Source organism: Paenibacillus sp. VTT E-133280, assembly GCF_002264385.1.
GTDB lineage: Bacteria > Bacillota > Bacilli > Paenibacillales > Paenibacillaceae > Paenibacillus_AQ > Paenibacillus_AQ nitricinens.
This window is the reverse complement of record NZ_NFUX01000011.1, coordinates 65,319-78,873: the sequence shown is the minus strand read 5'-3', so window position 1 is coordinate 78,873 and position 13,555 is coordinate 65,319. Positions and strand designations below refer to the sequence as shown.

18 protein-coding genes are annotated in these 13,555 nt (G+C 44.5%); 2 read left to right on the top strand and 16 right to left on the bottom strand.

Going from position 1 to position 13,555, the window contains the following annotated elements; translation table 11 throughout:
• Positions 1 to 166: 166 nt before the first annotated feature.
• The 10 genes from CA600_RS07315 to CA600_RS07270 form a co-directional block, all read right to left on the bottom strand.
• Positions 167 to 676 (bottom strand): phosphoesterase, encoded by a 510-nt coding sequence (locus CA600_RS07315; protein ID WP_094869596.1) that lies wholly within the window; start codon positions 674 to 676, stop codon positions 167 to 169.
• Between the two features lie 41 nt (positions 677 to 717).
• Positions 718 to 1,128 carry a hypothetical protein gene (locus CA600_RS07310; RefSeq protein ID WP_094869595.1) on the bottom strand — a complete coding sequence of 137 codons (411 nt, stop codon included), beginning with the start codon at positions 1,126 to 1,128 and terminating at the stop codon, positions 718 to 720.
• Positions 1,129 to 1,281: 153 nt separating this feature from the next.
• Positions 1,282 to 1,668 carry a YraN family protein gene (locus CA600_RS07305; protein WP_094869594.1) on the bottom strand — a complete coding sequence of 129 codons (387 nt, stop codon included), beginning with the start codon at positions 1,666 to 1,668 and terminating at the stop codon, positions 1,282 to 1,284.
• The gene (locus CA600_RS07300; protein WP_094869593.1) at positions 1,665 to 1,973 is read right to left on the bottom strand and encodes an EscU/YscU/HrcU family type III secretion system export apparatus switch protein; all 309 of its coding nucleotides are present in this window, start codon (positions 1,971 to 1,973) and stop codon (positions 1,665 to 1,667) included. The genes CA600_RS07305 and CA600_RS07300 overlap by 4 nt, the downstream gene beginning before the upstream one ends.
• Positions 1,970 to 4,120, bottom strand: coding sequence for a hypothetical protein (locus CA600_RS07295; RefSeq protein WP_094869592.1), 2,151 nt, complete (start codon positions 4,118 to 4,120; stop codon positions 1,970 to 1,972). Before CA600_RS07295 ends, CA600_RS07300 begins: the two co-directional genes overlap by 4 nt.
• 72 nt (positions 4,121 to 4,192) lie before the next feature.
• Complete coding sequence (locus CA600_RS07290) at positions 4,193 to 4,804, bottom strand: ribonuclease HII (RefSeq protein WP_094869591.1); 612 nt, start codon at positions 4,802 to 4,804, stop codon at positions 4,193 to 4,195.
• Between the two features lie 197 nt (positions 4,805 to 5,001).
• Positions 5,002 to 5,862, bottom strand: a complete 861-nt coding sequence (gene ylqF / locus CA600_RS07285) for a ribosome biogenesis GTPase YlqF (protein ID WP_094869590.1) — start codon at positions 5,860 to 5,862, stop codon at positions 5,002 to 5,004.
• Positions 5,863 to 5,891: 29 nt separating this feature from the next.
• The gene (gene lepB, locus CA600_RS07280) at positions 5,892 to 6,500 is read right to left on the bottom strand and encodes a signal peptidase I (RefSeq protein WP_094869589.1); all 609 of its coding nucleotides are present in this window, start codon (positions 6,498 to 6,500) and stop codon (positions 5,892 to 5,894) included.
• A gap of 302 nt (positions 6,501 to 6,802) precedes the next feature.
• Complete coding sequence (gene rplS, locus CA600_RS07275) at positions 6,803 to 7,147, bottom strand: 50S ribosomal protein L19 (RefSeq protein WP_042128973.1); 345 nt, start codon at positions 7,145 to 7,147, stop codon at positions 6,803 to 6,805.
• Positions 7,148 to 7,294: 147 nt separating this feature from the next.
• The gene (locus tag CA600_RS07270; RefSeq protein WP_094869588.1) at positions 7,295 to 7,585 is read right to left on the bottom strand and encodes a hypothetical protein; all 291 of its coding nucleotides are present in this window, start codon (positions 7,583 to 7,585) and stop codon (positions 7,295 to 7,297) included.
• A gap of 346 nt (positions 7,586 to 7,931) precedes the next feature.
• On the opposite strand from CA600_RS07270, the gene CA600_RS07265 reads away from it, so the two are divergent.
• The gene (locus tag CA600_RS07265; protein ID WP_094869587.1) at positions 7,932 to 8,882 is read left to right on the top strand and encodes a hypothetical protein; all 951 of its coding nucleotides are present in this window, start codon (positions 7,932 to 7,934) and stop codon (positions 8,880 to 8,882) included.
• Between the two features lie 57 nt (positions 8,883 to 8,939).
• On the opposite strand, the gene CA600_RS07260 is transcribed toward CA600_RS07265, so the two are convergent.
• Positions 8,940 to 9,167 (bottom strand): hypothetical protein, encoded by a 228-nt coding sequence (locus CA600_RS07260; RefSeq protein WP_094869586.1) that lies wholly within the window; start codon positions 9,165 to 9,167, stop codon positions 8,940 to 8,942.
• A 206-nt stretch (positions 9,168 to 9,373) separates the two neighbouring features.
• On the opposite strand from CA600_RS07260, the gene CA600_RS31150 reads away from it, so the two are divergent.
• Positions 9,374 to 9,550 carry a hypothetical protein gene (locus tag CA600_RS31150; RefSeq protein ID WP_156113147.1) on the top strand — a complete coding sequence of 59 codons (177 nt, stop codon included), beginning with the start codon at positions 9,374 to 9,376 and terminating at the stop codon, positions 9,548 to 9,550.
• Positions 9,551 to 10,185: 635 nt separating this feature from the next.
• Here CA600_RS31150 and trmD read toward each other — a convergent pair.
• The 5 genes from trmD to ffh all read right to left on the bottom strand — a co-directional run bounded on the left by trmD (position 10,186) and on the right by ffh (position 13,543).
• A complete protein-coding gene (gene trmD, locus CA600_RS07255) occupies positions 10,186 to 10,968 on the bottom strand; it encodes a tRNA (guanosine(37)-N1)-methyltransferase TrmD (protein ID WP_094869624.1) in 783 nt (260 codons plus the stop codon).
• A complete protein-coding gene (rimM, locus tag CA600_RS07250; RefSeq protein WP_094869585.1) occupies positions 10,968 to 11,492 on the bottom strand; it encodes a ribosome maturation factor RimM in 525 nt (174 codons plus the stop codon). Before rimM ends, trmD begins: the two co-directional genes overlap by 1 nt.
• Before the next feature lie 92 nt (positions 11,493 to 11,584).
• Positions 11,585 to 11,815: a KH domain-containing protein gene (locus CA600_RS07245; protein ID WP_042128982.1), complete on the bottom strand. Its 231-nt coding sequence runs from the start codon at positions 11,813 to 11,815 to the stop codon at positions 11,585 to 11,587.
• A 22-nt stretch (positions 11,816 to 11,837) separates the two neighbouring features.
• Positions 11,838 to 12,110, bottom strand: coding sequence for a 30S ribosomal protein S16 (rpsP, locus tag CA600_RS07240; RefSeq protein WP_036688604.1), 273 nt, complete (start codon positions 12,108 to 12,110; stop codon positions 11,838 to 11,840).
• A gap of 47 nt (positions 12,111 to 12,157) precedes the next feature.
• Positions 12,158 to 13,543, bottom strand: a complete 1,386-nt coding sequence (gene ffh / locus CA600_RS07235) for a signal recognition particle protein (protein WP_094869584.1) — start codon at positions 13,541 to 13,543, stop codon at positions 12,158 to 12,160.
• Positions 13,544 to 13,555: the final 12 nt, after the last annotated feature.

Below are 13,555 nucleotides of genomic sequence, written 5' to 3'. Positions count from 1 at the left end.
ACACCCCTGTTTGGGTGTCACATCTTCAAGAAAAAAGGTGCTTCCTTATTTTCCGGTAATAAATTAGCTACATATCTCATTATATATATGAAATCTTAGCGTAATCAAGAATTATTAATAAACATCAAATTGCATAAACACGCATAAATAATCATTTAGACCCACATTAACCTTCTTCACTAACTATGACAGAGTCCCTAATCTGTTCAAAAGTCAATGGTTTATAGCTCCAATGCTCTACACAAATGTTAAAATAATTCTTTCCTTCATATTTTTGTCCGTGAATATGACCATGCACATTTACGTAAGGCATATGTTTATTCATATACATAGGCTCGTGAGAGAGAAAGAAGAAATCCTTATAAATCAGCGGATATTCACTAACCTCGTCAAAGCCTGCTTCAAGCCACCAATCCCGACCGCGTCCCCGATCATGATTGCCGAGAATTAAAATCTTATAGCCATGTAACCTCTCCACAATAGCACGTGTCGCTTCCTTATTAAGAAACGAAAAGTCTCCTAAATGAAACACTTTATCATCCGGATTCACTACCGAATTCCAACTCTCAATCATAGCTTCATTCATTTGCCCCACATCTATAAAGGGTCTGGATTCAAAATCAATAATCAACTTATGGCCAAAATGATGGTCGGATGTAAAAAAAACGTTAGCCATATTCACCCTTCTTTCTTTTTTGATCATAGTTTGTATGATTATCACCAGTCACGCCGCTTATGTGATCGTTTTTTATTATCGCTCTGGATCAGTTCAGCTAGAGGGGGAGTCTCTTCATTCTCAATGAGCCAGCCACGCATTTCTTTAATCGCTTCCACCTGTCCATTTCCTTTATCTCGCCATGTAAGAAGCTCTATGACTTTTATAACAAGCGCTAAGAGACTGCTAGTGCTGTTTTGTGATTTATCAGCACGGATTTTTTGAAATAGCGCCTCATTTTTCCAATCGATTAATATTTCCTCAGCTATAGTGGGCCGCATAACCGTGAAGTTCTTATTGCAATTTGCACAACAGACAACGGATACTGGCTCTGCGGTAAATTTCACTTCAATCTTCTGCTGGCAATATTGGCAAGCAAAACTAACCTGCATTTCAAAAGGTTTATTCTTCACTTAAACAGCCCTCCTCATGATGACATTAAAAAGTTACTCTAATGTTTACCCATTTCTTTTGAGAAATGACCCACTGTGCGGAGGCTATGTAAAGACTTTTTTCATAAGAATGCTAGTGCCCATAATGAATGGCGTGAGAATATGGGGTGCAGCTTAAAAAGCCTCACGTATATGCCCCAAAGAAGCGATGCTTAAATCTTCATTCAGTAAAATGCTAATGACGTCAAAAGTTACTCTTCGATCATCATAACCTTTCATATGCAAATAAACCTGTGCCGTATTTCGCACTTGATGTATTTTTCTTGTATTCACAGATTCCTCCGGAGTCCCTTGATATAGCTCTCCACTACGACTGCGAACTTCAACAATAATAATACAGCCTTCATTCTCCGCAATAATATCAAGTTCTCCGGTTCGACAACGCCAATTTCGTTCTAAGATCTTGTACCCACAGGTAGATAAGTACTGGACAGCCCCTTCTTCAGCAGCGGCTCCCTTCTGTTTGCGGTTGTAGCGTTCTCTTGTGTATGGCTCTTTCATTCCGGTCTCCGTTCACCGGCGGAACGGTCGCTCTGATAAACAAAGCTGAGGATTTCAGCCACTAGCTGATAAAGTTCAGATGGAATCTGTTGATCTAGATCGAGCTTTGAAAGAACTTCTACGAGAGCTGCGTCCTCTTGGACAGCAACCCCACTCTCTTTAGCTTTTTGCAGAATCAGATCCGCTATCGCCCCTTGTCCTTTGGCAACAACGACAGGTGCCTCGCTTTGTCCTGGGCTATATTTGAGAGCGACCGCTTTTTTGAGCCTTTGTGAAATTAGAGGTACAGGCTCATTCTCGTTCATATACGGTAATCCACTCCTTTATAAACATCAGGAACATAATCAACAAGCTTACTATGGGGATTGGCAAGTTCTGTAGATAGCTTTAATTCTGGCAAAGGTTCAGTTCTTAATCCCGACAACTGATAACCAATAGATTCTACTGCCGTTTTAATGTCATCACGCCGCTGTTCCAACAGCTCAAGCACCCAAGGATGATCATTATGCAGCTTAAGACTAACGATTCGATCAACAACCTGCACATCAACCAGTGTCTGGCCGAGCTGCTTCATATCCAAATCAAACCAGAGCCTGCAATTGGCAGCATCTAATTCACCCTTGCGTCCCCGACGCGACTGAATATGAACGGAAGCGGTCTCCTGCCCATCTGGACCTTGCAGCGGCAAGAACAAAGTTACTTGCGCGAAAGGAGCCGTTCGATCTGTATTGAGCAGCAGCTGTTGTCCTGTCAGCTGCTGCACTAGTCCGCTCGCGGCTTCTTTTACCGCGGGCGGCACCTCGCTGCTGCTCATGATCTGCAGCAGCACGCCCTTTAAGGTGTCGGTGGCTTGTTCGCCACCGACACCCGCACTGCCAAGCGCGGCCGTACCTGCCGCCGCGCGGGCCGTCTCAGCGGCGGCTATTGCGCCGCCGCGCACCGCCTGCTGCTCGTGCTCCGCACCGAGCAGCTTCAGCACCCGCCCCACCCACGACTCCGCGTCCGCGGGTGGGGCGGTGTCCGGCTGCACCGGCGAAGCCGTCGCAGCCGGGGTCTCCCCGCGCGGCGCAGCAGCGGGGGCAGGGCTTGCTCCCGCCGCGTCAGCGGGCGGGACCAGAGCGAGCTGCGGCAAGCTGCCGCGCAGCTCGGTGAGCACGCCCTGCAGCTTCGCGAGCAGGGCGGCACCACTTGCTGCGTGGGGCGCCGCACCAGCAGCAGTTCCTTCGGCGCTCACACTCGCGCCACCCGGCATAGCCCCTCTCTTATCCATCGAGGCAGCCAGACTCTTATCCGCATGTATAACATTATCCAATGCCCCATCCTTATTCAAATTCAAGGCATTCCCTTGAATCTCAACTTCACTGGAACGGATAGGATTATTCGCTGCACTATCAGCTTGAGCGCTTAAAGCACTATTTAGAGCGCCGGATATGGCAGGTGTTGATTTACCAGCCATAGACTCTGTAACAATACCACCCTTCGGGATCTGAGTCCCTTCACCTGTCTCATCAACTACAACTGGCTTGCCAGTTCCTATCTCCGTTTCATTCTCAGAAGCTATATTAAGAGTCACCTTGACTGGCGCACCTTGTTCAACCGGTTTCAGAGCACCTTCAGTTGCTCCTTCCGAAAGAGCGGTACTTCCGCTTGCGATAGTCCCATCAGCAATTTTAGTTGTAGCTTGTCCATTTCCTTTAGCTGCCGATTGTAAAGAGTCTGCTTCTGTAGCGTCCCCCTCTACAACTCCCATGTTATTCCCACTTCCAGCACCTGCAGTTACCGAGATTTCAAGTTTACCAGTATTTGTACCCATTCCAGCCTTTGATTCAGCTGTAATTGTTTCATCATTAGCAATTTGACCTGTCCATATTGTAATCTGATCTTCCAGTGCTGATAAAAGCTGATGCAGCTGCGGGCCAAATACAGCCTGCTGCAATCCTTTCACACTCTCAGCTGTAACAGGTAGTCCCCGTTTTACAGAAATGACAGCTGCGTCAAGCCACTCTGAAGCAGGCACACCAGCTGGTTTTGCACTCATTACCGCATCCAGCAAAGCTGCTGTCTCTTTTGTAAGCGGAACGCCTCCTGCTTGCATCGCTAGTACGATTTCTCGACCTGCTTTGGAATCAGCTAATCCTAGCGACTCCAAAGCCTCACCCATGCTTTGGGGAGTGACTAACGCCGTTTCACCGAGGGAGACCGGCTTCAATACGGGCAATCCGCCTTCTCCGGGTGATCCAACCTGTAAGTTCATGGTTTCTCCAGGCAGTAATGGTGTCTCTAATTCCGCACGAACAGGTGTACCTTGGATTTGCACAACCGCTTCTTTGCCTGAATCCGATACAGAGAGAACAACACCACGGACAACTTGCCCTTCCTTTAATTCTAAAGACTTCGCCGCACCCGGTTTTTGATCTCCAAGCAATCCACGGATCAATGTTCCGATATTCATACCGTTTCTCCTCCCTCCATTTTCTCTCTTCTTACTATATCGGTATTCATCCTACTTTTTTAAGCATTGCTTCTAGAATAACATTTGCTGCTCCGCGAGAATCCGCCCAATAAAACTGCGTCGATGCATAGGTGTTGGACCTAGAGCTGTAATTTGTTCCCGGTGAAGCTTGGTCGCGTAACCTTTATGTATCGCAATCCCATAATCAGGGTATAATTCCTCCCAAAGACCTTCACACAGCCTGTCTCGTGTTACTTTAGCAATAATCGAAGCCGCAGCAATGGACTGACTATTAGCATCTCCTTTAATAATTGCCTGTTGCGGCAAAGGGAGATCTACCTTTTCAGCATCGATCAGCATATAGTCAGGAGTGTGTTCCAGACTCTCTACCGCTTTTTTCATGGCAAGACGTGAAGCCTGCTTGATATTAATTTCATCAATAACATTAGAATCCACATAACCCACACCCACTGCCAGCGCTTGCTCCATTATAATCTCGTATAAAGCCTCTCTCTTCTTCGCTGTAAGTTTTTTGGAATCATTTACACCATCAATAATAAGCCCCTCCGGCAAAATCACCGCTGCTGCGACAACGTCCCCAAACAAGCATCCTCTTCCTACTTCATCTACGCCTGCTATTCGGCGATAAGACTGTTCCCAGCCTTCTTTTTCATAGGCCAACATATCTAACGAACTCACTAATTTGTCACCGCCAATTATGAATTATTCTATGATCTATATAAGTCAGCTTATCATAGTAAAGCTTACATGGTCATCTTAAAATAGGCGTTCCAATTTGATCCATTCCCATAAAAAAAGAGCCTCCGAAATTTCGGATGGCTCTTCCATACCTAGTCCATTAAACGCAGCTTTCACACCACTTAAGGCGTTTCCAGCGTAAAGCGTCCAAGCTTACCTGCCCGTAGCTCATGTAACAAGGCCCGCGAAGCTTTTTCCAGATCTACACGTCCACCGCTAATTAGACAACCGCGTTTACGACCCACAGCTTCCATAACAGCTACGATCTCATCTGGATTCTCCAGATCCTCAGGAAGCTTCTCAATGCCAAAGCGTTCTTGAAATCTAGAACCGTAGTCCTTCACCAAATATTTCACTGCATAAAAGGCAATGTCCTCAATATTTAGGATTTCTTCCTTTATTGCACCCGTTACCGCTAGGCGATAACCTACTTCTTGGTCCTCAAACCTCGGCCATAGTATACCTGGGGTATCCAGAAGCTCCAAGTTGCCGCCTGTCTTAATCCACTGTTGACCCTTGGTTACCCCTGGGCGGTCTCCAGTAGCAGCAATACTCTTACCAGCCATCCGGTTAATGAGTGTTGATTTACCAACGTTAGGAATACCAACGATCAATGCACGCATAGCTCGCGGATTCATTCCCCTTGTGATCTGCCGGTCAATCTTTTCTTTTAACAACAGTTTGACCTGCTCTGGAATATCCTTAACACCCGTTCCAGTAGATGCATCAACAGGATAAGCAACATGCCCTTGTCCCTTGAAGTACGCCAGCCACTTCCGTGTAATTTCAGGATCTGCCAGATCCGCCTTGTTCAAAATAATCAATCTTGGCTTGTCCCGCAAAATATCGTCAATCATCGGATTGCGGCTGGAAAGCGGCAGACGGGAATCGAGCAATTCTATTACAACATCAATCAGCTTCAGCTTATCCTCGATTTGCCGCCTAGCCTTCGTCATATGACCAGGAAACCATTGAATGGCCATTGCCGTCACCTCCTTTGACTTCTGTCAACTTAATGGTTAATCAGTGTAATATCCTTTATCGGCCAGAAGATTAAATCGGCCCGGCCCACAATATCACCTAGAGGTACATAACCGATCATTCGGCTATCCGTACTATCCGAGCGATTATCTCCCATAACGAAAACATGTCCTTCAGGTACAGTACCATCCGTGAACTTTTCATTCGGGAAGTCTTTATTATTATACAGAGCGTTGTTACTATGCGCAGCATCAATAGCGCCTTGGATATATGTCTCGTTAACAACTTCTCCGTTAACTGTAACTACATCCCCTTCTACTTTCACGGTATCTCCAGCCACACCAATTACACGTTTAATAAAATCTCTGCCCTCAGAAGGCACGTGGAATACTATAACCTCGCCCCGCTGTGGAGATCTAATATCGTACAAAATCTCATTTACGATAACACGTTCTCCAGTATGGAAATTAGGCTGCATGGAAGGTCCATCTACAATAAAAGGCTTGAACAAAAGCCAGCGAATCAGAAAAACCAACACTAAAGCAATCGCAATGGCCTTGATCCATTCCAAGACTTCGTTTTTGGGTTTACGTGGGTTCTGCGCGCTTGAATCCAAAGTTTCACTTTGTTCCTGCTGCATAGTTCACCGTCCTCTCTTAATACTACTCTTACTATTACTATACAACACAAAAAAACTCCTGCCAAAAACCCCTCCACAGATACTCCTTCAGGAGGCCTTTTCGGAGAAGCTGATCCCCAAGCGTATATGTCGCACGCATTATATACCAAGCTAAAACGCCCTCAGCGTCCTTTAAGGACGGTAAGCGTTTATGCGAGAAATATAAGAATAATGTATAACGTGGAACTTATGCTTTCTTATATTTTCAAAAAATAATAAAACGAAAGGAGCTTGAACTCAAGCCCCTTTCCTTTGTCACTATTCTAGCGACGAATTTCTTTAATTCTCGCTGCTTTACCACGTAGTTCACGAAGATAATAAAGTTTAGCACGACGCACTTTACCACGACGAGCCACTTCGATTTTCTCGATTTTAGGCGAGTTGATTGGGAATGTTCTTTCCACACCAACACCGTAAGAAATTTTACGAACCGTAAAAGTCTCACTAATTCCACCGCCACGACGTTTGATTACAACGCCTTCGAACAACTGGATACGCTCACGAGTTCCCTCGATTACTTTTACATGCACCTTCAAAGTGTCACCCGGGCGAAAACTCGGGATATCTTTACGAAGTTGCTCTTGCGTAATAGCTTGTAGGATATTCATTAAGGACTTCCTCCTTCCGTACAGGTGTTCTTGCCTCTTCCGGAGAGAACTTTGCTCTCCCTCATTATCCGCAGCGGACCACCGTATTCCACACAACAGAGATAATAATACCATAAAGGACGGGCTAATACAACTTATTTTTTCTATTTAAAGCGGTAGCATATCTCTTTTTTTCGCCTTCGATTGGCAATCTTTACATAGACCAACCACAGTTCCGTTATCTTGTGCATAGAAGACAAGCTTTCCATTCTTCTTCTTACAAGAAGAGCAGGGCTGCTCCCCTGGGCTCTGTTTGGCTTTACGATGACTATCCATTGAGATTACATTACTCCGTGTAGTACGCGGATAATTTTTTGTGGTATTTATTTTCCGTTTCCAGACTAAAAAATATACGCCTGTCAAAACTACTAAGGCAAGCAAAATGGCTACATATTTCATTTGGCTCCCTCCACCCTTCAAGATTTATTAAAGAAAGAAAGTAAAAAGACCGCCCTGTTCTGCAAGTGAGGTAACGGTCTATATCTGTATACAATATGAGGATTTCCGCGCCCTTTTAAATATGTATCGTAACCGTATTTATTCAGCGAGTGATCTTTCATTTATTTTAGCACAATTAAAAATCGAAGTGTAGTGAACACTTTTGAGACCTAGTCTTTGGTCCAGTATAATAACCCGCCTCCAGCCGTTTTTACAGATAAATCCCATAAGCTATACTTACAGAAGTACATAACGAAATCACATATGTCAGATCACATACACCCATATACGAGGAGGAGTTTGTTCAATGAGGAAAAGGAATAATAATAGTGTGTTAGCAGCAGTAGCCGTATTATCTATCGTACTTTTGGCGGGTTGCACTGAATTACCAGGCAGACAATCTGCCAAAAATGAGGTTGAAAAAAGTATTTCTGAGGATGCGCACCAGAACTTTGGTGAAGTTGTCAAGCAAGAGCTAGGAAAAGCAGCTGCAACTGTGCAGCAAGCTGTTGAGGAAACAGCTACTAAGGTAGTTGATGAAGTTAAAGCAGACAGCATTAACAAAGAACTCTCCTTATCGCAAGCGATCGGTTCAGCATCCGTGCTCAGCATGGACAATGCAGTAGGAGAAATAGAAGTAACAGCTGTTACAGGAGATCTGATCCATGTAAATGCAACGATCTCATCCCACAACAGCTCTCTCCATACGTCTGACCGTCAAAAGATTATGGATGATGCTGAAATTTTAGTAGAGGTTAGTGGTGATACTTTGAAGGTGTCTACGCATTCCAAAACAAGTCCTAAGAAGGACTTATGGACATGGGCGCAAGACAAATATGGATATTCAGATTTTAGCATAAGCTATAATATAGAGCTCCCCGCCAGCATGAATAAATATAAAATTACAAATAACGTAGGTCAAATTCGCCTTCGTAATTTAGAGGGTAATTATCATATCGTCAGCAACGTCGGAGCCATCAATATTGAAGGGGCTAAAATCACTGGAAAATCCACTGTAGAATCCGATACTGGCAGTATAAGAATGGATATAGCAGGGATGAAGGATGATAGCAGCCTAAAAGCCAAAACAGAGGTCGGCAGCCTCAGTGCTGTCCTGGCCGATGGTATGAAATGCAGCCTGGAAGCCAATAGTGATCTCGGGCAAATCAAGGGTGTAGAAGGTGGAAAGACCGATATCAATGGAGGCGGACCCTTGCTGTCCCTAAGCTCAAATATTGGTGCAATTACAGTACAGTAATCAGTAATAAACAGACCGTCCGGGAAACCCGAGCGGTCTGTTTTTGGTTCCAAATGATTAGATTAATGCGATGGCCAGCAGAGTGAACAGACTCAAAGTTAAGATCTGATTTCCGGCATAAGGATTTCCATAAAACGCAGAAGTATGCACAGAACCATTTCCAGTTCTTAAGTAAACATTGTATCTATCTACATCTGTAATAACGCCTTCGTGCTGTCTACCATCTCTAGTCAGAATCCGTACCCTTCTATCTTTACAACGCAAACAGTTATAATAAGCTTCCACTAGTGTACTCCTCCTTGTTCGTAATGATATAATCTATGTGTAGGAGTACAGGTCGGTAACGGCGAACTTACATAGGTCGGACATTGGGTTAATATTTACTTTTTTCGATCCTTGTATCTTTCGTATTCCTTAAGGCTATAGATAATGTAAGACCTATCTTCAGCTTGCAGTCCGCAATATCACATCCATTCGAGGAGGCCAATCTCATGAATGTAGAAAGAAAACAGTTTATTAAAGAAGGCGTACTGCGTATCACCATTTTCGTCATTTTAGCTTCACTTACTTACACCGTCCGCAACTATGCATGGGCTGTTACTGTTCTCGTATGTGTTGCGCTTTACTCACTCCTTACAGGAGTACACAAAATCTTACGCAAAGAATAACATGTGCCTCCACGAACTCTTATAGCAAGCTAAAACGCCTTAGGCGTCCTTTTAAGGACGGTAAGCGTTTGTGCGAGAATTATAAGGATAAAGTATATCGTGAATCATATACTTTCTTATAATTTCAAAAAATAACCACTTTTCGCTGAGATGCTAGATCTCATTGGAAAGTGGTTATTTAACAATAATAATAAAACCATTAGCGACAGCGAACACATTCACTGTTTCTAATGGTTTTATTTACGCGGCGGTCAATCCCTAACATTCAATCTTATGTGTTCACTCTTTAAATGGCGAATGGGAATTGCGATTTGTATAAAAATCGATAATATCATTCACGGTGCGGAGCGGCTCCGCCTCCTTGTGGATTGTGTCCACGTTAGGCTTGAATTCTTCATGCGTCTTCGTAGTCACTTCAGTTCATTCCCTTCAATAGTTAAGCTTGCTGCGTGATCAGCTGCATATATTAGTGCGGCACCTCTATTCATTACCCTAAATAGAAGCTTTTAACGCACCAATACTCATATTATTTTGAAAACTATTATTTGATTTGTTCTCAGGTACACATAACAAAAACGCCTCCTCAACGTAAGATACGTTAAAAAGACGTCAAATATACCTGTTTCATTAAATTATCACTCCGGCTTGTCCACATTTCTTAGACGTTCCAGTGTCTTTTTGTCTTTCAATGTAAGCTCTGCAGTCTCAAGCAGGTCCGGTCTGCGTTCCAATGTGCGCAACAGTGCCTGCTCTCTCCGCCATATGTCGATGTTAGCATGATGACCACTCAGCAAAATATCCGGCACCTTCCAGCCACGAAACTCGGCAGGACGTGTGTAGTGTGGATATTCTAGCAGTCCCGTGCTGAACGAGTCAGATATCGCAGAGGTTTCATTTCCAAGTGCCCCCGGCTGAAGCCGGACTATCGAATCTATAACCGTCAACGCAGGCAACTCTCCACCTGTAAGCACATAATCACCCATTGAAAGTTCATCTGTTACCAGATGCTCACGAATCCGCTCATCATATCCCTCATAATGCCCACATATGAAGATTAGATGCTGCTCTTGCGCCAGTTCCTCTGCAATCTTCTGATTGTAAGTTTTTCCTTGTGGGCACATAAGAATGATACGTGGCTTCACAGAAACCTCTTCATCAGATCCATTACGTTCTTCCTCGTTCGGTGTAATACCAAGCACATGCTCGACTGCATTAAAAATCGGATCCGGCTTGAGCACCATGCCCCCGCCACCGCCATACGGTGTATCATCCACACTATTATGCTTATTTCCCGAGAAATCACGGAAATTCACTGCATTTAAGGAAACGATTCCTTTTTCACGTGCTTTACCAAGAATACTTGTGCTGAATACGCCTTCGCACATTTCTGGAAAGAGCGTAAGCACATCAATTCTCATCATGGCAATAACCCTTCCATCAAATGAACAATAATTCGCTTGGCTTCTATATCTACATTCAGGACTACATCGTTAATTACAGGAATTAGGATGTCTTGTCCTTTTGCAGGCTTAACAACCCATACATCATTCGCACCAGGCTGTAAGATTTCTGTAATCGTACCGAGTGGTTTGTTTTCATCTTCATCCGTGTATACCTCACAACCGACGATTTGGTGGAAGTAGTATTCGTTCTCAGGGAGATCCACCAGATCATTACTCGGAACCTTCAGGAGGCTTCCTTTATATTTTTCCACTTCATTGATGTTCGTATACCCTTTAAGCTTAACGATGAACATACCCTTGTGCTCACGAGCGGATTCTACTGTTACTTCGAATTTAGAACTGCCATCTGCTGGGAGCACCTGCAACTTCTTACCTGCAGCAAAACGAACATCAGGGAAATCGGTATGGGATAGAACTTTAATCTCACCGCGAATACCATGTGTGTTCACAAGTCTGCCTACGGTTAACTCTTCTGTCATACAACCCTCTCCTTTACAAGCTTCATCTAATCTATATTTGAACAAAAAGGAGCCGGGATATACTATCCCTAGCCCCTCATTGTACGCATCATTTAAGATAAAATATCTACAGTTACGCGTTTATCGCTCTTGACTGCTGCAGATGTGACTACTGTACGGAGCGCCTTAGCGATCCTTCCTTGTTTGCCAATGACCTTTCCAACATCATCAGGATGTACGGACAGTTCATAGACAATTAGGTGATCCTTCTCCACCGCTCGTACCGTCACATCTTCTGGATGATCCACTAAAGCCTTAGCAATTACTCCAACTAATTCTTCCATAGAGGACCCTCGCAATCAGTCATTATTTCTGTTGCTTAAGCTCATGAAACTTCTTCATTACGCCTGCTTTGGAAAGCAAGTTGCGTACTGTATCAGATGCTTGCGCACCTGTTTGAAGCCATTTAAGAGCTTTTTCCTCATCGATCTTAACTACTGCCGGTTGTTCAATCGGATTATAATAACCGATTTCCTCGATAAAACGACCGTCACGAGGGGACCGGGAATCGGAAACCACTACACGATAGAAAGGCGCTTTATGCGCTCCCATTCTTTTCAGACGAATACGTACTGCCACGAAAAATCACCTCCTTATAATAGTTTCGAGATATTAGAACAGCAAGATCATTTAAAAGGGAACTTCATACCTTTTCCACCTAGACCTTTAAGCTGCTTCATCGCATTCTTCTTAGAGGCTTTGCCGCCTCCGCCCATCATGCCTGAGAATTGCTTCATCATCTTACGCATCTCATCAAATTGCTTAATGAGGCGGTTGACCTCGGCAACCGAAGTTCCGCTACCAGCAGCAATACGCTTGCGGCGGTTATGGTTGATGATCTCGGGCTGACGTTTTTCAGTCTTAGTCATAGAATGAACTATGGCTTCAACGCGGCCCATTTGCTTGTCGTCAACCTTCAAATCCTTAATGCCCTTGGCTTTGTTCATGCCAGGCAGCATGTCAAGAATTTGATCGATCGGGCCAAGCTTCTTCACCTGATCCATTTGCTCAAGGAAATCATCAAACGTAAATTCTGCATTGCGCATCTTACGTTCCATTTCCTTAGCTTTATCCGTGTCAATGTTCGCTTGAGCTTTCTCAATCAGCGACAACATGTCGCCCATACCCAAAATCCGCGAAGCCATACGTTCCGGATGGAACGGCTCCAATGCGTCAATCTTCTCACCTAACGCAGCGAATTTGATCGGGCAACCAGTTACGGCTTTGACGGATAGTGCAGCACCACCGCGGCTATCGCCGTCAAGCTTCGTCAATACAACCCCTGTAAGCTCAAGCTGCTTATTAAAGCTCTCAGCTACGTTCACGGCGTCTTGACCGGTCATTGCATCTACTACTAGCAGAACTTCATCAGGATTTACAATGCCCCGAATCTGCTTCAGTTCTTCCATCAATTCTTCATCAATGTGCAGGCGGCCTGCAGTATCAATAATTACATAATCAAGTCCGTTATCCTTCGCATGTTGTACAGCTTGTCTGGCAATCTCTACCGGACTAGTCTGATCACCCAGCGAGAATACTGGAACTTTAATTTGTTCTCCAAGTACTTGCAGCTGTTTGATCGCAGCAGGGCGATAAATATCTGCCGCAACAAGCAATGGACGATGATTGCCCTTCTGTAACAGCTTGGCCAGCTTACCCGAAGTGGTTGTCTTACCCGCCCCTTGTAAACCCGCCATCATAATGACAGTTGGTGGCTTGTTCGACTTGGCCAGCTTCGCTTGGCTTCCGCCCATCAGCTCGGTTAGTTCCTTGTTAACGATGTCGATAATGACCATCCCAGGTGTAAAGCTGTCCATCACTTCTGTGCCAATAGACTTTTCTTTCACCTTAGCCACGAATTCTTTAACTACCTTGAAGTTAACGTCGGCTTCCAGAAGGGCCAACCGTACTTCGCGCATAGCTTCGTTCACATCATCTTCGGATACTTTACCTTTACCGCGCAGCTTGCTGAACACATTCTGCAATCTTCCGGTTAAACCTTCAAACGCCATATGCAGTTTCTC